18 protein-coding genes are annotated in these 17,527 nt (G+C 65.7%); 10 read left to right on the plus strand and 8 right to left on the minus strand.

Features of this window, described 5'->3' with window-relative positions:
• Positions 1–2: 2 nt before the first annotated feature.
• The 3 genes from LSQ66_RS17110 to LSQ66_RS17120 are packed head-to-tail and all read right to left on the minus strand — an operon-like array spanning position 3 to position 3,192.
• Positions 3–1,307, minus strand: coding sequence for an FAD-binding oxidoreductase (locus LSQ66_RS17110; RefSeq protein ID WP_231766393.1), 1,305 nt, complete (start codon positions 1,305–1,307; stop codon positions 3–5).
• Positions 1,304–1,705: a GtrA family protein gene (locus LSQ66_RS17115; RefSeq protein WP_231766394.1), complete on the minus strand. Its 402-nt coding sequence runs from the start codon at positions 1,703–1,705 to the stop codon at positions 1,304–1,306. The genes LSQ66_RS17110 and LSQ66_RS17115 overlap by 4 nt, the downstream gene beginning before the upstream one ends.
• 17 nt (positions 1,706–1,722) lie before the next feature.
• Positions 1,723–3,192 (minus strand): DEAD/DEAH box helicase, encoded by a 1,470-nt coding sequence (locus LSQ66_RS17120; RefSeq protein WP_231766395.1) that lies wholly within the window; start codon positions 3,190–3,192, stop codon positions 1,723–1,725.
• A gap of 142 nt (positions 3,193–3,334) precedes the next feature.
• Between LSQ66_RS17120 and LSQ66_RS17125 the strand changes: the two genes are divergently transcribed.
• The 5 genes from LSQ66_RS17125 to LSQ66_RS17145 all read left to right on the plus strand — a co-directional run bounded on the left by LSQ66_RS17125 (position 3,335) and on the right by LSQ66_RS17145 (position 9,037).
• Positions 3,335–6,427 carry a ligand-binding sensor domain-containing diguanylate cyclase gene (locus tag LSQ66_RS17125; RefSeq protein WP_231766396.1) on the plus strand — a complete coding sequence of 1,031 codons (3,093 nt, stop codon included), beginning with the start codon at positions 3,335–3,337 and terminating at the stop codon, positions 6,425–6,427.
• Complete coding sequence (locus LSQ66_RS17130; protein WP_231766397.1) at positions 6,420–6,593, plus strand: oxidoreductase-like domain-containing protein; 174 nt, start codon at positions 6,420–6,422, stop codon at positions 6,591–6,593. Before LSQ66_RS17125 ends, LSQ66_RS17130 begins: the two co-directional genes overlap by 8 nt.
• 47 nt (positions 6,594–6,640) lie before the next feature.
• A complete protein-coding gene (locus LSQ66_RS17135) occupies positions 6,641–7,948 on the plus strand; it encodes an NRAMP family divalent metal transporter (protein WP_231766398.1) in 1,308 nt (435 codons plus the stop codon).
• Positions 7,949–7,976: 28 nt separating this feature from the next.
• Positions 7,977–8,297 (plus strand): hypothetical protein, encoded by a 321-nt coding sequence (locus LSQ66_RS17140; protein ID WP_231766399.1) that lies wholly within the window; start codon positions 7,977–7,979, stop codon positions 8,295–8,297.
• A gap of 89 nt (positions 8,298–8,386) precedes the next feature.
• Positions 8,387–9,037, plus strand: coding sequence for a PEP-CTERM sorting domain-containing protein (locus tag LSQ66_RS17145; RefSeq protein WP_231766400.1), 651 nt, complete (start codon positions 8,387–8,389; stop codon positions 9,035–9,037).
• Here LSQ66_RS17145 and lpxO read toward each other — a convergent pair.
• Complete coding sequence (gene lpxO / locus LSQ66_RS17150; protein WP_231766401.1) at positions 9,028–9,927, minus strand: lipid A hydroxylase LpxO; 900 nt, start codon at positions 9,925–9,927, stop codon at positions 9,028–9,030. The two genes, LSQ66_RS17145 and lpxO, sit on opposite strands and share 10 nt — an antisense overlap.
• Positions 9,928–10,123: 196 nt before the next feature.
• Between lpxO and LSQ66_RS17155 the strand changes: the two genes are divergently transcribed.
• Entirely contained in the window at positions 10,124–11,050 is a 927-nt protein-coding gene (locus LSQ66_RS17155) for a PLP-dependent cysteine synthase family protein (RefSeq protein ID WP_231766402.1), read from the plus strand.
• Between the two features lie 3 nt (positions 11,051–11,053).
• Here the strand turns inward: LSQ66_RS17155 and LSQ66_RS17160 are convergent, their stop codons facing one another.
• From LSQ66_RS17160 to LSQ66_RS17170, 3 genes are all read right to left on the minus strand, one after another.
• Positions 11,054–11,554 carry a methyl-accepting chemotaxis protein gene (locus tag LSQ66_RS17160; RefSeq protein WP_231766403.1) on the minus strand — a complete coding sequence of 167 codons (501 nt, stop codon included), beginning with the start codon at positions 11,552–11,554 and terminating at the stop codon, positions 11,054–11,056.
• Positions 11,439–12,464: an MCP four helix bundle domain-containing protein gene (locus tag LSQ66_RS17165; RefSeq protein ID WP_231766404.1), complete on the minus strand. Its 1,026-nt coding sequence runs from the start codon at positions 12,462–12,464 to the stop codon at positions 11,439–11,441. The genes LSQ66_RS17160 and LSQ66_RS17165 overlap by 116 nt, the downstream gene beginning before the upstream one ends.
• 103 nt (positions 12,465–12,567) lie before the next feature.
• Positions 12,568–13,521 carry an alpha/beta fold hydrolase gene (locus LSQ66_RS17170; RefSeq protein WP_231766405.1) on the minus strand — a complete coding sequence of 318 codons (954 nt, stop codon included), beginning with the start codon at positions 13,519–13,521 and terminating at the stop codon, positions 12,568–12,570.
• Between the two features lie 135 nt (positions 13,522–13,656).
• Here LSQ66_RS17170 and LSQ66_RS17175 point away from each other — a divergent pair, with 135 nt between their 5' ends.
• The 4 genes from LSQ66_RS17175 to LSQ66_RS17190 all read left to right on the plus strand — a co-directional run bounded on the left by LSQ66_RS17175 (position 13,657) and on the right by LSQ66_RS17190 (position 16,273).
• Positions 13,657–14,481, plus strand: a complete 825-nt coding sequence (locus tag LSQ66_RS17175) for a helix-turn-helix domain-containing protein (RefSeq protein ID WP_231766406.1) — start codon at positions 13,657–13,659, stop codon at positions 14,479–14,481.
• Between the two features lie 2 nt (positions 14,482–14,483).
• On the plus strand, positions 14,484–15,407 hold the full coding sequence (locus LSQ66_RS17180; protein ID WP_231766407.1) for an alginate lyase family protein: 924 nt from the start codon (positions 14,484–14,486) through the stop codon (positions 15,405–15,407).
• Positions 15,404–15,859 (plus strand): GNAT family N-acetyltransferase, encoded by a 456-nt coding sequence (locus LSQ66_RS17185; protein ID WP_231766408.1) that lies wholly within the window; start codon positions 15,404–15,406, stop codon positions 15,857–15,859. The genes LSQ66_RS17180 and LSQ66_RS17185 overlap by 4 nt, the downstream gene beginning before the upstream one ends.
• A gap of 147 nt (positions 15,860–16,006) precedes the next feature.
• The gene (locus LSQ66_RS17190) at positions 16,007–16,273 is read left to right on the plus strand and encodes a hypothetical protein (RefSeq protein WP_231766409.1); all 267 of its coding nucleotides are present in this window, start codon (positions 16,007–16,009) and stop codon (positions 16,271–16,273) included.
• Between the two features lie 15 nt (positions 16,274–16,288).
• Here LSQ66_RS17190 and LSQ66_RS17195 read toward each other — a convergent pair whose 3' ends face one another.
• A complete protein-coding gene (locus LSQ66_RS17195; protein ID WP_231766410.1) occupies positions 16,289–17,440 on the minus strand; it encodes an alpha/beta hydrolase in 1,152 nt (383 codons plus the stop codon).
• Positions 17,441–17,527: the final 87 nt, after the last annotated feature.

Here is a 17,527-nt window from a genome sequence, read left to right on the forward strand (position 1 = left end):
TGTCAGATGTCCAGTCTTCGGGATTGATGCGAGGCGAATCGCCCCGCTGCGCCGTACTCGCGCAGTACGCCGCGGAAGGCGTCAAGGCGCGGATAGCCGGCGCGGAAGGTGGCGGCGCTCATGCGGCTGTCCTTGGCCAGATAGAGCCGCCCGCCCAGCGCGAGCACCATGGCGTCCAGCTCTTCCAGCAGTTCGAAGAGGCCGGGCGAAACCTTGAAGTCCAGCGCCAGCGTGTAGCCTTCGAGCGGAAAGGAAAGGTGATTGCCGTTCTCGGGTCCGAGCAGCTTGAGCACAGCGAGGAAGGAGCCGCGCTGCGAGGCGCCGATGCGCTCCAGGATCGCGCCCAGCCCCTGTACACCCGCCGCACGCGGCACCACCATCTGGTACTGCACGAAGCCCGGCTTGCCGTACAGGCGGTTCCAGCCGCGTATGCCGTCCAGCGGATAGAAGTAAGGTTCGTAATGCACGCGCTCCACCTGCCACACGCGCCGCACGCGATGGTAGTAGAGGGCATTGAAGGCGCGGATGGCGTGCCGGTTCAGGAGCAGCTGCGGCGCGTCCACCGGCACGGCGAGGCGCGCGGGGCGGCCCGCTTCCAGGCTCCCTTCTTCCGCGTGGCGCCCCAGCATGAGCAGCGAGCGGCCCATGGCGCGGCCCGTGCTCAGGCAGTCGATCCAGGCCACGGAATACGGCGCGCCGCGGTGCTCCTCCATCAGCGCCGCCACTTCCGCAAGCGATCCCGCCTTCAGCGTGGTCTGCTCGATCCAGGCGCTGGCGATGCGCTTCAGGCGCAATTGCGCGCTGAGGATGATGCCGGTCAGCCCCATGCCGCCGCAGGTGGCGTGGAACAGGGGCGCGTGCTCCTGCGGCGAGCAGCGCAGCACGCGGCCGTCGCCCAGCAGCAGTTCAATTTCATCGACGAAGGCGCTGAAGCAGCCTTCTCCATGGTGGTTCTTGCCGTGCACGTCGCTGGCGATGGCGCCTGCGACAGTCACGAACTTGGTGCCCGGCGTGACAGGCAGGAACCAGCCCTGCGGCACCAGGAAGCCGAGCAGGTCCGCCAGCGTCACACCGCCCTGGCAGCGCAGGATGCCCGCGCCGCGGTCGAAGTCCAGCAGGAGCTGGCGCCGTTCGCTGCCCAGCACTTCATCGGCCAGGGCGCTGTCGCCGTAGCTGCGGCCCATGCCGCGTGCGATCAGGGGCTGGGCCGACTGCGCCAGCAGGCGCGCGGCATCGCCATTCGTGGCGGGATGCTGGATGCGGGCTTCGGCCCAGGGATAACGCCCCCAGCCGCTGATGCGCGTCATGAGGCGCTCCGTGCGAACACGAAGCGCTTGTCCAGCTGGTACTTGCAGAGGTAGCCGATGCCCAGGCCCAGGATGGCGCCTGCGTAGCGCGCCTGCTTGCTGCCGAAGAGGTGGTCGAAACCGAATTCGAAGCCCCAGAAGATGGCAGTGGTTACGAGGCCCGCTGCCGTATAGAGGGCGAAGACGCGGCTGTCGTGGCCGAGGTTATCGGCACGGAAGCGGAAGATGTAGCGCTTGTCCAGCGCGTACTTGACGAGCAGGCCGCCCGCCGTGCCAACCAGCACCGAGGCGGCCACCTGGAAGGCGCCCGCGTAAAGCTGGAGGGTGATGTCCTGCAGCCCGATGTTGACGAGTGTCGCGATCAGGGCCAGCAGGAGGTAGGTGAGGGCCAGGCGCATCCGGGGCGCAGCGGCCTTCAGGGCTTGGGCAGGCCGCCCAGCAGCGCGGCCACGCGCGGCTTGGCCTTGGTGATGCTGCCCGACGCCGGAGCGGGAGCCGGCGCGGCGCTGCCGCTGCGGCTCGGCTCATAGGGCTTGAGGAACCAGGGGTCGACCTTCTCGCGGCGGGGGGAGGGACCGGCGGGGCGGGCGCTCCGCTCGGCGGGACGGCCACGCTCGGCGCCCCGGTCGGTGTCGGCGCCGCGGCGGGCCGCCCGGCGGTCGCCATGGCGCTCTTCGCTGCGGCCGGAAGGCACGAAGCCTTCCAGTTCGCCGCGCTTGATGGTCTGCTTGATCAGCTTCTCGATATCGGCCAGCAGGCGCTCGTCCTTGTCCGAATAGATGGAGATGGCGTCGCCCGAGGCGCCCGCGCGGCCGGTGCGGCCGATGCGGTGCACATAGTCTTCCGCGTTATACGGCAGGTCGTAGTTGATGACGCAGGGCAGGTCGGAAATATCCAGGCCGCGCGCCGCCACGTCGGTGGCTACCAGCACGTCGATCTCGTATTTCTTGAACGCTTCCAGCGCGGCCATGCGCTCCTGCTGCGTCTTGTCGCCGTGGATGGCGGCGGCCTTCATGCCCTCCTGCTCCAGGCTGCGCGCCAGGCGCGAGGCGCCGATCTTGGTGTTCGAGAACACGATCACCTGCTTGGCGTCGCGCTGGCGCAGGATATGGGCCACGGCGTCGCGCTTGTGTTCTTCGCCCACCTTGTACACCACCTGGGTCACCTTGTCGGCGGTGGCGTTGCTGCGCGCCACCTCGATCAGCACCGGGTCCTTCAGGAAGCTGTTCGCCAGCCTCTTGATCTCGGGCGAGAAGGTGGCCGAGAACATGAGGTTCTGGCGCTGCTTGGGCAGCAGGTTGATGATGCGCTGCAGGTCGGGCAGGAAGCCCATGTCCAGCATGCGGTCCGCCTCGTCCATCACCAGCATCTGCACCTGGCCCAGGGACACGCTCTTCTGCTCCACGTGGTCCAGCAGGCGGCCCGGCGTGGCGATCACGATCTCGACGCCGTTGCGCAGGATGGCCGTCTGCGGCTTCATGTCCATGCCGCCGAAGACCACGGTCGAACGCAGCGGGGTGTGCTTGCAGTAGGCGGCCACGTTCTCGGCCACCTGCACGGCCAGTTCGCGGGTGGGCACCAGCACCAGGGCGCGCACGGGGTGGCGCGCCGGGCTCATGCTCGCGCTGGCGTGCGGCAGCAGCATCTGGATGATGGGCAGGGAGAAGCTGGCGGTCTTGCCCGTGCCGGTCTGGGCCGCGCCCATGACGTCGCGTCCCTGCAACACCACGGGAATGGCCTTGGCCTGGATGGGCGTGGGGTATTCGTAGCCCTGGTCGTCCAGTGCGCGCTGGATGGCCGGCGACAGGCCGAAGTCGGCAAAACGCACCTGGGCGGGTGCGGCGGGCGCTTCGCCAGTGGCGGCGGTGGTTTCAATCTCGGACATAAATTTCTTCGTTAATACAACAGGGTGCGCGGACAGCGGCCAGAGCGGCCAACCCCGGATGATACCCGTTTCGGCGCCAAACCGCACAGAAAGCACCGTTTCCGGGTGATTTTATTGCCTAAGCGGAAGGTATAATCGGCCCATGCCGACGACCCTCTCCCTGCTGCGCCGCCTGCTGCGCGCCCTGCTGCCCGTGGTTTTGCTGCTGAGCCTGGCCGATGCCGCCCTGGCCCAGTCCGCCGCGCCGCCCACCCTGCGCTTCAAGAAGCTGGGGCCGCTGGGCATCGACGAGCCCTCCATGCTCTCGCTCATGCAGGACCGCCAGGGCTTCATCTGGATCGGCACCCATGTGAACGGCCTGTACCGCTACAACGGCTACCAGGCCGTCAAGTACGTGAACAAGCCCACCGACCCGAAGAGCCTGCCGCACGACCGCGTCTCCGCCCTCTACGAGGACAAGCAGGGCCGCATCTGGGCCGGCACCCAGAACGGCCTGGCCCGCTTCAACCCCGTCAGCAACGACTTCACCGTTTTCGTGCCCAACGAGGGCCCGAACAACCGCCGCATTATCAAAAGCATCATTTCCGACGGCAAGAACGGCATGTGGATCGCCACCTGGGGCGGCCTGCAGCACTTCGACCCGGACACGGGCAAGTTCGTGCTCTACGTGCACGACCCGGCCAATCCCAGGAGCCTGGGCAACAACGACCTGAACGCGCTGGCCCTCGATCCCAGGGGCGGGCTGTGGATCGCCACCTGGCCGGGCGGCCTGGACTACCTGGCGCCCGGCGCCTCCACCTTCGTCCACCACCAGGTGGATACGGCCGAGCGCCCCGACCCGCGCCGCAATATCGTGCGCGCCCTGCAGTTCGACAGCCGCGGCACCCTGTGGGTGGGCACGGAAACGGGCGCGGTGAGCTGGAACAGCCGCCGTCCCTGGTCCGAGCGCAAGTGGGAGAGCACACCCAACAGCCGCGTCACCAACTTCTATATCGACCGCAGCGGCACACTGTGGGCCACCACCCTCTCGGCCGGCCTGCTGCGCTGGAACGCGAAGGACGGCCGCTTCCAGCAGTTCGTGCACAACGCCAACGACCCCTACTCCCTGCCCGGCGACAACCTGCGCGCCATGGTGCAGGACCGCAGCGGCATGCTGTGGATCGCCTCCTTCACGGACGGCATCAGCCTCGTGAACCTGAACAGCACGGGCTTCACCCGCTACGTGCCCCACTACTTCGACAACAACAGCCTGCCCATGTCCAACGCCGTGCTCGCCATTGCGACGGCGCCGGGCGGCAAGCTCTGGCTGGGCGGCAATGTGGGCATCAGCCTCTTCGACCCGGCCTCGAACACGGTGCTCAAGCGCTATGTGTCCGACCCGCAGAAGCCGGGCAGCCTGAGCCAGAACATCGTCTACTCGCTCTACCAGGGGCCGGAGGGGCCGCTGTGGGCGGGCACCTCGAACGGCCTGAACCGGCTGGACGATCCGGACGGCAGCTTCCGCACCATCCATTTCGGCAACACGGCCAGCGACTACATCAACGCCATCGCACCCGGCCGGGGCGGGGTGCTGTGGCTGGCCACGGGCAACAGCCTGATCCGCTACCACATCGAGAGCGACAGCTTCCGCATCTACAGCAGCGACTCGGCCAATCCGGACAGCCGCAGCGTGAACGGCACCTCCTCCGTGCTGGAGGACCGCAACGGCCGTGTGTGGATGGGCTCGGAGTGGAACGGCGGCGGCCTCGACCTGCTCGACCCGAAAACCGGCAAGTTCCGCCACTTCCGCTACAGCATGAGCGACAAGGACGGCCTGGCCGACGACAACGTCTCCAGCCTGCACGAAGACTCCCTGGGCCGCATCTGGATCGGCACCGGCAAGGGCCTGCAGCAGGTGGTGCAGGGGCCGAACGACACCATCACCTTCCGCTCCTTCGAGGCCGTGAACGGCGCCAAGATCCTGGCCATCCGCAGCGACCTGGACGACCAGGTCTGGGCCAGCACCATCGTCGGCCTCTACCGCCTGGACCCGGCCACGGGCAAGGCCGTGCTCTACACCGCCTCGGACGGCATGACGGAAGGCTTCACCGTCAACTCCTCCACGCCCGGCCCGAACGGCATGCTCTACTTCGGCGGCGTGCACGGCATGACAGCCGTGATGCCGCGCGAGGTGCGCAGCCAGTCCGCCCCGCCCCAGGTGGCCATTACGGACGTGAAAGTCTACAACCACTCCCTGAGCGACGGCGTGCCGCACCGGGGCGTGACCCTGGAAGGCTCGGTCACGGCGCCCGTGTCCCTGACGCTCTCTTCCGAAGCCTCCGCCTTTTCGCTCGAGTTCGCCGCCCTGCACTACACGGAGCCCGCGCTCAACCGCTACGCCTACAAGCTGGAAGGCTTCGACGAGGACTGGGTGGAAACGGACGCCGCCCACCGCGCCGCCACCTACACCAACCTCAATCCCGGCAAGTATGTGTTCCGGGTCAAGGCCTCCAACCACCGCGGCCAGTGGAACGAGGTGCCCGCCTCGCTCAACATCACCATCACCCCGCCCTTCTGGCGCACCTGGTGGTTCGGCATCCTCGCGGGCGGCCTGACCTTCCTCCTGCTGTGGGGCACCTACCGCTGGCGCGTGCGCCGGCTCACCCGCCTCAAGCGCGCCCTGGAGCAGGTGGTGGCCGCCCGCACCGCCGAGCTGGAGGAATCGAACCGCAAGCTGGCCGCGCTCAGCACCACCGACGGCCTGACGGGCGTGACCAACCGGCGCGGCTTCGACGCCCAGCTGGAGCTGGAATGGCGGCGCGCCGCGCGCACGGGCCAGCCCCTCGCACTGTCCATGCTGGACGTGGACTACTTCAAGAAGTACAACGACCGCTACGGCCATGTGGCGGGCGACGCCTGCCTGCGCACGGTGGCGGGCCTCATCACCAAGTACGGCCGCCGCACCACGGACCTCGTGGCGCGCTACGGCGGCGAGGAGTTCGCCCTGCTCTCGGCCTCCACGGATGCGGCCGACGCGCTCACGACGGCCCAGGCCATCGTGGCCGAACTGGCCCGCCTCGCCCTGCCGCACGACGAATCGCCTTTCGGCAAGGTGACCATCAGCATCGGCGTCGTGTCCATGGTGCCGTCCGAAGGCAGCACGCCGGACATGCTGGTGTCCCAGGCCGACCAGGCCCTGTACCGGGCCAAGATCCGCGGCCGCAACCAGGCGCTGCTGGCCCAGGGCGATGCCTGATCCGGAGGACCCGCGCCCCGAGCCGCCTGCGGCGCCCAAGCCGGGCGACTGCTGCGGCAGCGGCTGCGTGCACTGCGTTTACGACCTCTACGAAGAGGCGATGGAGCGCTACCGCGAAGCGCTGGCGGCCTGGGAAGCGCGGCACGGTCAACAGCGTTCACCGTGAGTTCGTCACCGCACTGAAACAGCCGAGCGCGGCGCTTACCATGGGGCATGGACCCATCCGAATCCCTTCATGACACGGCGGCCGAATCGGCCACCGTGCCGCCCTCGGGGCAATCCTGGCTGAGCAAGCTGGGCCCCGGCCTGATTACGGGCGCAGCGGACGACGACCCCTCCGGCATCGCCACCTATTCCCAGGCGGGCGCCCAGTTCGGCTTCGGCCTGCTCTGGACCATGCTGCTGACCTTCCCCATGATGGCGGCCATCCAGATCATCAGCGCCCGCATCGGCCGCGTCACGGGGCGTGGGCTCGCCACCAATATCCGTCACCATTCGCCGCCCTGGCTGCTCTACAGCCTCGTGAGCCTGCTGCTGGTGGCCAACACCATCAACATCGCCGCCGACATCGCGGCGATGGGCGACGCGGTGCGCCTGATCGCGGGCGGCAGGCCGCACTGGTATGCCCTGGCTTTCGGCATCCTCTCACTCCTGCTGCAGGTTTTCATTCCCTACCGGCGCTACGTCCACATCCTGAAATGGCTGACCCTGGCGCTGCTGGCCTATGTGGCAACCGTGCTGGTGGTGAACGTGCCCTGGCGCGAAGCCCTGCATGCGACCCTTGTGCCGCACCTGTCCTGGCGCCCCGAATACCTGACGACGGTGGTGGCTGTGTTCGGCACCACCATCAGCCCCTATCTCTTCTTCTGGCAGGCCGCGCAGGAGGTGGAAGAACTGCGCGCCGATCCGCAGGCCGAACCGCTCAAATGCGACCCCGCCCAGGCCCCCGAGCAGTATCAGCGCATCAAGCTGGATACCGTGGTCGGCATGGGCTTCTCCAACCTGGTGGCCTTCTTCATCATGCTGACCACGGCGGTCACGCTCCATGCCCACGGCATCACGGACATCGGCTCCTCGGCGCAGGCCGCCTCGGCCCTGAAACCCATCGCGGGCGAATTCGCCTTCGTGCTCTTCACGCTGGGTATAGTCGGCACCGGCCTGCTCGCCATTCCCGTGCTGGCGGGATCGGCGGCCTATGCCATGGCGGGCACTTTCCGCTGGAAGAACAGCCTGGAGCTGCAGTTCTCGGCCGCGCGCAAGTTCTATCTCATCATCATCGCCTCGACCATGGCGGGCGTCGGCATCGGCTTCCTGCCCATCGACCCGATCAAGGCCCTGTTCTGGGCGGCGGTAATCAACGGCGTGATCGCGGTGCCCATCATGGCGGTGATGATGGCGTTGGCCAGCAAGGCCGACGTGATGGGCGGGCTGCCCATTTCGCGGCGCCTGCGCATCCTGGGCTGGATCTGCACGGCAGTGATGGGGCTGGCAGTGATCGCCATGTTCGCCACCATGCGGTAAGCTAAGGCTTTCCTTTCCCGGAGCCGCCATGTCCCGCCGCCACCTGATGCTTGCCCTGATCGGCTGTGCCGCCGTGCTGGCCCTGCCCGCGCGGGCCCAGCAGGAGCGCGAGTTTCCCGCCAACGCCAAGCGCGGCCGCATGGCGCCCGGCTACTTCCCCGAGCTCACCCTGGACGGCAAGGTGCGCCGCCTCTCGCCCTCGGGCCGCATCTTCAACCAGGAAAACCTGGTGGAACCGATGGCCTCCCTGCGCGGCAGCTACGTGGTCAACTACACGGAAGACGCCAACGGCGACATCGACCGCATCTGGATTCTCACCCCCGAAGAAGCGCGCCGCAAGCCCAGGTAGCCCAATTAGCTAACAAGAAAGTATCAATTTACCGGGACTTTCGGTAGGATACCTCATTGTTGAAATAATTGTCTCCGACGCAACACCTGATGTTGAAAATGAAACACAAGCTGCTGGCCGCGCTGGCGCTCGCCGCCGCCCAGGCCCAGGCCGGGTCGGCAGGTCAACTGACGGTGGACGACGCCAGCCTCGGCGGCACTGGTCCCGCCTTCTGGTCGGACGATACGGTGTATTCGGGCGTCAATCCGATGCGCAGCACCTCCGGCTTCGCGGGCGAGTTCGCCCCCACCGGCACCGGTTCCTGGACCTCGCTGGAACGGATCAGCCAGAGCGGCGCGATCCGGGACCAGAGCAGCACCTTCAACTTCACCTTCGCCTTCGACAACGCCGCGCACACGAGCGGCAGCTGGACGATTACCAACGCCACGGCCAACAAGGTGCAGATCGACCTCGTGCTGGCCATGCACGCCGCGAACGGCGGCGGCTCCTTCCTGTTCGATAATCAGGTGATCGATGCGCGCCAGACCCTGGCGGGCCGCTGGAAGATCGACTGGCTGAACGACGGCGGCAACATCCCCGGCTTCTCCAACCTGGTGTTGTATGGGCGCGACCAGCGCACCATTCTCGCCCCCGCCCCGGAACCCGAGACCTGGGCCATGCTGGCCACGGGCCTGCTGGCCATCGGCCTCACCGCGCGCCGCCGCCGCAAGGACAGCGTCGCCATCCGGCCTCAGATGTAATAGATCAGCGCCGCCAGACCGATGATCAGGGCCACCTTGGTGACCTTGTACACGTTCTTGTTCCAGGCCTTGAAGCGGCGGCGGTACTGGCCCGCATAGAAGGAAATACGGAAGAGTTTGCTCACCAGGCCCACCTGGTCGCCCGTTTCGTTCGGCGAGGCGGCGGCCGTCATCATGGTCTTGCCGAGGAAGCGGTTGATGGCCTGGGCCCAGCGGAAGCGCATGGGGCGCTCCACGTCGCAGAACAGGATGATGCGGTTGCTCTCGCTGCCGTTGATGGCCCAGTGGATATAGGTCTCGTCGAACATCACCCCTTCCCCGTCGCGCCAGCTGTGGCGCTCCCCGTCCACGTCGATGAAGCAGCGGTCGTCGTTGGGCGTGGCAAGGCCCAGGTGATAGCGCAGGGAACCGGCGAAGGGATCGCGGTGGGGATTGAGCTTGCCGCCGGGCGGCAGCTCGGCGAACATGGCCGCCTTCACGGATGGGATGCTCTTCAGCAGCGCATAGGTCTGCGGGCAGAGCTGCTCGGCCGAAGGATGGCTGGCGTCGTACCACTTCAGGTAGAAGCGCTTCCAGCCTGCCTTGAAGAAGGAATTGAAGCCCGCGTCGTCGTTCTTTTCCGAAGCCTTGATCTTCTGCAGGCGAATCAGGTTCTCCGCCTCATCGCGGATGGTCTGCCAGTTCTGCTGCAGGGGCGCCAGCTCGCGGAAATCGGCCACGTTCAGGTAGGGCGTGGACGGCACGCGCGAGAACCAGTGCATGAAGATATTGATGGGAGCCATGAAGGACGAGTGGTCGAACAGCTGGCGCCCGATCGGCAGCCGCACGCGGCCACGGAAGTGGATGTGCAGAACGGCCAGGATGTAGAAACCGACAATCGCCCATTTCATCGCGCTACCTCAATCAAAAATATTGCTTAAAGGGGTCTGTCCCCTTTTAAGAAATCTTGCTTAAATGGGGACAAACCCTTTTAGGCAATTCCGGAAACCTGCCATTTTACCGCAGCCCAATGTCAATCGCGCGCTGTCCCCAAATCGACCGTGCTAGCCTTTCTGTTAATAATAAGCAATACGCATGGAGGCCGGCATGATGTCCGAACATATTTCTCAAATCCGTGGTTCCGTAATGGAGGCCATCGGCAATACCCCCGTGGTGATGCTCTCGCGGCTGTTTCGTAATGCCGAGGTGGTGGCCAAACTGGAATTCATGAATCCGGGCGGCAGCATCAAGGACCGCATGGTGCGCCATATGCTGCGCCAGTCCCCGCCCAATCTGGAACGCGTGGTGGAAAGCTCGTCCGGCAACACCGGCGCGGCGCTGGCCATGGCCAGCGCGGTCTACGGGCTGCAGTGCGATATCACGGTGCCGGACCGCACCAGCATCGAAAAGGTGAGACGCATCCAGGCCTATGGGGCCGAGGTGCATGTGTGCGTTGCCGACGTGCCGGAATCGCATGAGCGCAGCTACCACTCGGTGGCCGAGCGCATTGCCGCCGACACGGGCGCCTACCATCTCGACCAGTACCGCTCGGAGATGAACCGCCAGGCCCACTATTCGGATACCGCGCCCGAGCTGTGGTTCCAGCTGAACTGCCAGCTCGACTATTTCGTATGCGGCATCGGCTCCGGCGGCACGATCTCGGGCATTGGCCGCTACCTGAAGGACCAGAACCCGAACATCAAGGTGATCGGCGTGGAGCCCGTGAATTCGGCTTACCGCAGGATGGTGACGAGCACCGAGAACGAAGGCGAGTACGAAACCGTGATGGAGGGCGTGGGCAAGCGCTCACCGTCCGCCAGCTTCGATGCCAGCGTGGTGGACGATGTGATCCAGGTGACGGACGAGGAGGCGCTGGACTACTGCCGCCGCCTCGCACGCCAGGAGGGCATTCTGGCGGGCGGCTCGAGCGGCTGCGTCACCGCCGGCATCGCCAAGCTGCTGCCCCGCCTGAGCGGGCGCATCGCGACGATCTTCCCCGACTCGGGCGCCTTCTATCTCTCCAAGTACTTCTGACGTTCAGGCCGCGCGCTGAAGCGTGCGCGCGGCGCGCTGCATGCGGGCCTGCGGCTGCCTGTGCAGCACGGCGACCTGGGCGGCCGGGCGGCGCTCGTCCGCCAGACGGAACTTGCTGACCGATTCCGACAGCCGCAGCGCCTCCTCCTCCAGCGAATGCGTCGCCGCGGCGGCCTGCTCCACCAGGGCCGCGTTCTGCTGCGTCGCCACGTCCATCTGCACCACCGCCTCGTTGATCTGCTCGACGCCTGCGGCCTGTTCGCCGCTCGCGGTGGTGACTTCGGAGATGAGGTCGGACACCTGCTGCACGCTCGTCACCACGCGCGCCATGGTTTCCCCCGCACGCACCGCGAGAGCGCTGCCTTGCGCCACCTGGCTCACCGAACTTTCAATGAGCGACTTGATCTCCCTGGCCGCGCTGGCGGAACGGCCGGCCAGATTGCGTACCTCGCTGGCCACCACGGCAAAGCCGCGTCCCTGCTCGCCCGCCCTTGCCGCTTCCACCGCGGCATTGAGTGCGAGGATATTTCTCCGTGCGGCCGGACAGGTCGGACACGCCGCCCGCAATTTCCCGCGACGCGTGCAGCACGCGGTCGGTGCCGGAGCGCACCTCGCCCACAATGCCTGCCAGGCTGTCGCGCATCTGGGCGATGCTGAACAGCAGGCTGCTGCGGTCGCCCGCGCGCAGCGTCACAGGCTGCGACAGGTCGCCTGCCGCTATGCGCGCCGTCACTTCCGCCGCGTAGGCCGGCTCGCCTCCCAGCTGGCGCAGCAGGGAACGCGCGATGGCGTAGCCCATCCCGGCTGCCACCACAATCGCCAGCAGCGAAGCGTAAGTCACCGCTTGCGCCGTGTGCCCGCTCAGGACCTTGATGTCTTCGCCGCTGCGGTTGATCAGCTGCTGCTGATAGCGCACCAGTTTGTCCAGGCTCGCCATATAGCCGCTCGCCTGGCTGGCCAGCTCCGTATCGAAGAAGCGGTTGGCCTGTTCCACGTTACCGGCCTGCTTCTGTTTGAAGGCCGCCGCCCGCGCCTCGCGGTAGGCGGCCCGCCGCTGATGGACTTCTTCAAAAAGCTTCTTCGCCTCGCCATCGGGCAGCCGCTCGCCGATGGTCTTCTGCAGCGCGGTCGCCCGGGCCGAAGCCTGCGCAATGGCTTCTTCGAACTGCTTCTGCACCGCCGGATCGCTGGCCTTGGCCGCGGCAACGGAACGAACGAGATTGACTTCGATAACGCCATGCCATTCCTTGAGCATGCGCTCGGTCTGCAGCGCCTGCTCAAGCACGACAACCGTTTCGTCCCTGGTCTCGTTCATGGCCAGCACGCTCAGGGAGCCCAGGCCCATCAGCAGGGCCACCATCACTGCAAAGCCTGCTGCCAGGCGGGTGCCAACCTTCCAGTCCGAGAATTTCATGCGGAGCTCCGTAACAGTTGATGGTCAGAAAATCTATCATGGGCTTCCTTTCGGCAACAACGCATCCTCGACCAAGGTTTGATATTTCTAAAGCTCCTGTCCCTTACACCTTGATGTTCCAGAGGGCCTGGGCCTCGGCGGCGATCAGCTGCGGGCGCTCCTCCGGCCAGAACAGCTTGGCGCCCGGAATGCGCAGCACGCCGCGCGGATTGCCGAAGGCCTGGTCGAAATAGTCCGCATTGGAAGGCGAGAAGATCGTATCGCCCATCCCCCACAGCACGCGCACCGGCACCTTGCTCGATTTCAACGCCGGCCCGATCTCCGCCAGCCAGTTGCGCTCCAGCGCGATGGCATAGGCGTGCATGGCGGCCTTGCGGCGCGGCGTGCTCACCAGCGGACCCAGATAGCACTCCAGCGCCTCATCGCTCGGATGCGCCGGATCGGCGTAGCACATGCCTCCCAAGCCCTGGGCCGAACGCGCGAGCGTCTTGTCCCTCAGCCAGGGCACGAACCATTCGTCGGCGAATACGCCGGCCTTGGCCATGTCGATCACGGGCTTCAGGGCGGGCGGCGGGCAATCGTGCTCGCTGTCGCAGTTCGTCAGCAGCACGCTGCGCACGCGCTCGGGATAGCGCACCATGAACATCTGCGCTACCGCGCCGCCGCTGTCGTTGGCGATGATATCGACGGTGCGGACGGAGAGCTTGTCCAGCAGCGCGGCCAGCATGGCCACCTGCGCGTCCGGCGCCACGCTCGCGCCATCGGCCACCTCGGTGTAGCCCAGGCCCAGGAAGTCCGGCGCGATGCAGCGGCGGTACGGCGACAGGCGCTCGATCACGCCGCGCCACTGGAAGCTGTTAAGCGGGAAACCGTGCAGCATGAGCACCGCGTCGCCGCGGCCACGGTCGATATAGGCGACGCGGCCCGCATCCAGGGCCATGTAGCGGCGGGCGGCGTGGAATGCCTGGGCATCCATGGCGTGCGCGCCTGCATGGCTGAACGGCAGTGCGCTGGCGGCGGTGGCGGCGGCGAGATGGAGGAAAGTGCGGCGTTGCATGATGGCTCCTTGTGTCGTTTGATCGTGCTGCCATTATTCGATTTCGGCCGTATCGGATCAATGAAGCGGGACGTCATATCTTCATGACCTCCGAGGTCATGGAAAGAAAATCCCGGCCGGAGTTAAGATATACGCATGAACATGCATGCATCCGGCGCCATCGCGCCCTCCCAAGTCGGCGCGCTGCTGCGCGAATGGCGCGCCGCGCGCCGTCTGAGCCAGCTCGATCTGGCGCTGGACGCGGGCCTCTCCGCCCGCCACCTGAGCTGCATCGAGACCGGCAAGGCGCAGCCAAGCCGCGACGTGCTGGCACGGCTGGCGGACACCCTCGAAATGTCGCTGCGGGAGCGCAACGCGCTGCTGGTGGCGGCGGGCTATGCGCCGCGCTACCCCGAATCCGAGCTGGGTACGCCCGAGCTCTCGCAGGTGCGGCAGGCCATCGACTTCATCCTGCACCAGCAGGAGCCCTATCCCGCCTTTTTGCTGAACCGGCACTGGGATATCGTGGGAGCCAACGAAGCCGCCGTGCGCTTCACCGGCGCCATGCTGGGAGGCCGCGCCAGCCCCCACCGCAACATGCTGCGCCACGTCTTCGATCCGGACGACCTGCGCGCTTCGCTCGCGAACTGGGAAGAAGTGGCTGGGCACCTGATCAGCCACCTGCACGCCCTGGTCGCCCGTTCGCCATTGGACGCCACGGCGCGCGCGCTGCTCGATGAGGTGCTGGCCTACCCTGGCGTACCTGCCCATTGGCGGCTGCGCGACCTGTCCTCAGTGCCCGGCCCCCTGCTGACAACGACCTTCAACCACGAAGGACAGACCTTCAGCTTCTTCTCCACCATCACCACCTTCGGCACGCCGCGCGACATCACCATCGACGAGCTGCACATCGAATCGTGCTTCCCGATGGACGAAGCGACAGCCGCCTTCTGCCGCGCGCTCGCGCAACAGGAAGCATAAGGATGCGTCCAGTTCTGGCGCTGGCCCTCGCCCTGGCCGCAGTCAATGCCGCCGCAGCCTGCCCGGCGCCGCCGCAGGCCGTGATCGACATCGACGCCAACAGCTACTACACGGACAAGCATCATTCCGTGATCGACCCCGTGCTCCGCGCGCGCAATATCGCCAACACAAAGCCGATCGAAGACTATCTCTCCGCCGTGTCGAAGAACGCTGGCAGCACCCGCGCGGACGACCGGCGCTGCGCCCTGGACTGGATGGCGGCATGGGCCGGACGGCGGGCCATGCTCGGCAAAATGAGCACCGAACAGTCCTGGTACCAGCGCAAGTGGACGCTGGCCGGCCTGGCGCTCAGCTACGCCCGCGTCAAGAGCGAGGCGTCCCCCGAGCAGAAGCAGGTCATCGAAGCCTGGTTCAAGTCCCTTGCCGACGAAACGATGGCGCATTCGGATGCCAGGAAGGGTGTGCGCAATAACCACTACTACTGGGAGGGCCTCGCTGTCGCGGCAGCAGGCGCGGTGGTTGGCGACGAACGCCAGCTCGCGTGGGGACGCAAGGTATTCGACCACGCCATGTCGCAGGTCGCCGGCGACGGCTCGCTCCCTCTCGAGATGGCGCGCGCCAGCAAGGCGCTGCACTACCACGTGTTCTCCGTCCAGCCGCTGGTGCTGCTCGCCTCCATCCTGGACGTACAATCGCCCAAGCTGGACCAGCTGGTGCGCTTTACCGTGAATGGCGCCAGGGACAGCAGCGGCATCGCCAAGACCACCGGCTTCGAGCAGGAAGCTGTCAAGCCGGGCAACATGTCGTGGCTGATGATCTACACGCGCCATGGGGGCAAAGCCGAATTCCCGATCACCTCTCCTGGCGTGCAGACGCGCATGGGCGGCGACCTGGCCGTCGCCAATCCACTGGAGCACCTGCATTGAGCGATATCCGCATCCGCCTGGCCAGCGCAGCAGACGCTCCCGCGCTGGTGGACCTGATGGAAGCCTTCTATGCGGAGTCGCACTACCCGCTGGACCGGGACTGGGCACTGCAGGCTTTTCGCACGCTGATCTCCCAGCCAGCGCTGGGCGCCGTGTGGGTCGCGGACAATGGAGCCCTGATCGGCCACGCCGTCCTCACCGTGCGCTACGCGATGGAATTCGGTGCGCTCAGCGCCATCATCGACGACCTTTTCGTCAGCGCACCGCATCGGCAGCGCGGCATTGCCCGCCGGCTGCTGGAAGCCCTGTTGGAGGACAGCCGCTCACGCGGCTGCAAATCAGTGCATGTGGAAGTGGGCGCAAGCAATCCCGCCGCACGCCAGCTCTACGCCAGTCTCGGCCTGCTTCCCTATGACGACGACCGCCTCACGCTCCACCGGGAATTCGATTGACATCAAAGGAATAATCGCACGAAGACGACCGGCATTGACGAATGCCGAAACTTAGGCTGCCTACAACAATTACCTTCGATAGGACCAAATCAGCACCTTTCAGCACGCCCCCCCAAGAACGCGCAGCACCCTTCCATAGCTGGCCCCATGAAAACACAATTCAGACTTGTCGCCTTAACACTTCTAATTGCCGCCTTTACGTTAGCCTGGGCCAGCAGGATTCAGGGATTCTGCCTATCAATGGCACTCGCACTCGAGCTCTACGCGTTAACCGAACTGGAAATCAACTGGCGCGAGCAAATCGAACTACGGAAACTTAAAGCATTTTTTATGCGGCACAACAATAGTTCAATTTCGGGCGTTGTGGCGCAGATTGCAGCTTTCCTGCTGCTAGTAGCCTTTTTTTTGTTATAGGCGATCTAAACTACCCTATCGGCTTTCCTCTGCCCTTAGCCAATTAAGCTTCCTGAGCTGGTCGGCGAAGTATTTCTGTCGCGGGTGCCTCTGCTCCGTCGCCAGCGCAACTGCCCGTTCGGCGGCGCGCCGGGCTGCAGGCCAGTCTTTCACTTCCTTGTAGGCGTCGGCCAATCCATCGAACGCATTGGCGGACTGCGGATGGTCCTTCGCATTTCGCTTGAACAGCTCAATCGCCTCCACCAGCTTGCCCGCAGCCATCGCTTCATATGCGAGCGTGTTCACCACTTCCTCCGGAACCGGGAGCTCCCAGCCCACCTGCTTCGACACCTCAGCGAAGTGCTGCTCCGCGTAGCCGATTCCCTTCGGCGCCATGTCGTTGTGGAAGCGGTAGCCCTTGTACAGGGCGCGCAAGGCATCGATGTGGGCCAGCAGGGGTATCGTGCCATGCGTCTCCTGCGGGAAGGGCTGGCTGTGCCAGCGGAAGCCTGCGGGCTGCCGCGCCTTGAGCGTGTCAACCAGTTTGTCGTAGTCCTCCAGCGCTCTTCCGGCATCGTCGGAACGGGCGACGTAGAGGAAGGCGGGCACACGCGGGGCAGAAGCGAGGAAGGCGTCGAGTGAACGCTGGGGCAGATTGTTGTCCCAATCCAGGCTTGGGCTGATCGCGAAGTAGGCCCGGAACAGCGACGGCTCCGCGGTCAAGGCGTACAGCGCGAACTGGCCGCCCGCGGAATGGCCGGACAGGATGCGGAAGCCGTCTGCACGGTACTTGCGCTCGATCTCGGGGATCAATTCGGAAGACAGAAAACGCAGGAAGTTTCCTGCACCGCCACCGCCCACCCAGGCCGTGCGCCAGTCGGTCTGCGTGAAATCGCGGATGCGCACCGTGCTGTCCAGCCCCACCACAATCATCTCGGGAATATCTCCCTGGCGCGCCAGATACGCCACCATCGGCGCGGTGTAAGCGAAATGCGATTGGGCGTCGAGCAGGTACAGAACGGGATAGCGCCGCTCCTTGTCCCAGCCATAGCTGGCCGGAAGCTGCACGCGGTACTGCCTTTCTTCCTTGAGGACCTTCGACTTGATATGCACGGGCTCCGCCGCATGCGATGCCGCGAGCGAGAAAAAGGCCAGCCATACGGCGAGGAGAAAGCGCGCAATGATCATTTTTGGCAGCTCATCAGGTTGTAAAGCCACTAGCCTACCGCATCAGCGCCGCTTGACAACTCATAACCATATGGTTATTGTTAACGC

Origin of the sequence: Massilia endophytica, assembly GCF_021165955.1 — a bacterium.
GTDB classification, from domain to species: domain Bacteria; phylum Pseudomonadota; class Gammaproteobacteria; order Burkholderiales; family Burkholderiaceae_D; genus Rugamonas; species Rugamonas endophytica.

Excerpts from the sequence above, each read along its gene's own strand:
- LSQ66_RS17130 (WP_231766397.1), top strand. The coding sequence starts at position 6,420 with ATGCCTGATCCGGAGGACCCGCGCCCCGAGCCGCCTGCGGCGCCCAAG.
- LSQ66_RS17175 (WP_231766406.1), top strand. The coding sequence starts at position 13,657 with ATGAACATGCATGCATCCGGCGCCATCGCGCCCTCCCAAGTCGGCGCG.
- LSQ66_RS17125 (WP_231766396.1), top strand. The coding sequence starts at position 3,335 with ATGCCGACGACCCTCTCCCTGCTGCGCCGCCTGCTGCGCGCCCTGCTG.
- LSQ66_RS17170 (WP_231766405.1), bottom strand. The coding sequence starts at position 13,521 with ATGCAACGCCGCACTTTCCTCCATCTCGCCGCCGCCACCGCCGCCAGC.
- LSQ66_RS17155 (WP_231766402.1), top strand. The coding sequence starts at position 10,124 with ATGATGTCCGAACATATTTCTCAAATCCGTGGTTCCGTAATGGAGGCC.
- LSQ66_RS17115 (WP_231766394.1), bottom strand. The coding sequence starts at position 1,705 with ATGCGCCTGGCCCTCACCTACCTCCTGCTGGCCCTGATCGCGACACTC.
- LSQ66_RS17135 (WP_231766398.1), top strand. The coding sequence starts at position 6,641 with ATGGACCCATCCGAATCCCTTCATGACACGGCGGCCGAATCGGCCACC.
- LSQ66_RS17145 (WP_231766400.1), top strand. The coding sequence starts at position 8,387 with ATGTTGAAAATGAAACACAAGCTGCTGGCCGCGCTGGCGCTCGCCGCC.
- LSQ66_RS17120 (WP_231766395.1), bottom strand. The coding sequence starts at position 3,192 with ATGTCCGAGATTGAAACCACCGCCGCCACTGGCGAAGCGCCCGCCGCA.
- LSQ66_RS17180 (WP_231766407.1), top strand. The coding sequence starts at position 14,484 with ATGCGTCCAGTTCTGGCGCTGGCCCTCGCCCTGGCCGCAGTCAATGCC.
- LSQ66_RS17190 (WP_231766409.1), top strand. The coding sequence starts at position 16,007 with ATGAAAACACAATTCAGACTTGTCGCCTTAACACTTCTAATTGCCGCC.
- LSQ66_RS17140 (WP_231766399.1), top strand. The coding sequence starts at position 7,977 with ATGTCCCGCCGCCACCTGATGCTTGCCCTGATCGGCTGTGCCGCCGTG.
- lpxO (WP_231766401.1), bottom strand. The coding sequence starts at position 9,927 with ATGAAATGGGCGATTGTCGGTTTCTACATCCTGGCCGTTCTGCACATC.
- LSQ66_RS17165 (WP_231766404.1), bottom strand. The coding sequence starts at position 12,464 with ATGAAATTCTCGGACTGGAAGGTTGGCACCCGCCTGGCAGCAGGCTTT.
- LSQ66_RS17110 (WP_231766393.1), bottom strand. The coding sequence starts at position 1,307 with ATGACGCGCATCAGCGGCTGGGGGCGTTATCCCTGGGCCGAAGCCCGC.
- LSQ66_RS17195 (WP_231766410.1), bottom strand. The coding sequence starts at position 17,440 with ATGATCATTGCGCGCTTTCTCCTCGCCGTATGGCTGGCCTTTTTCTCG.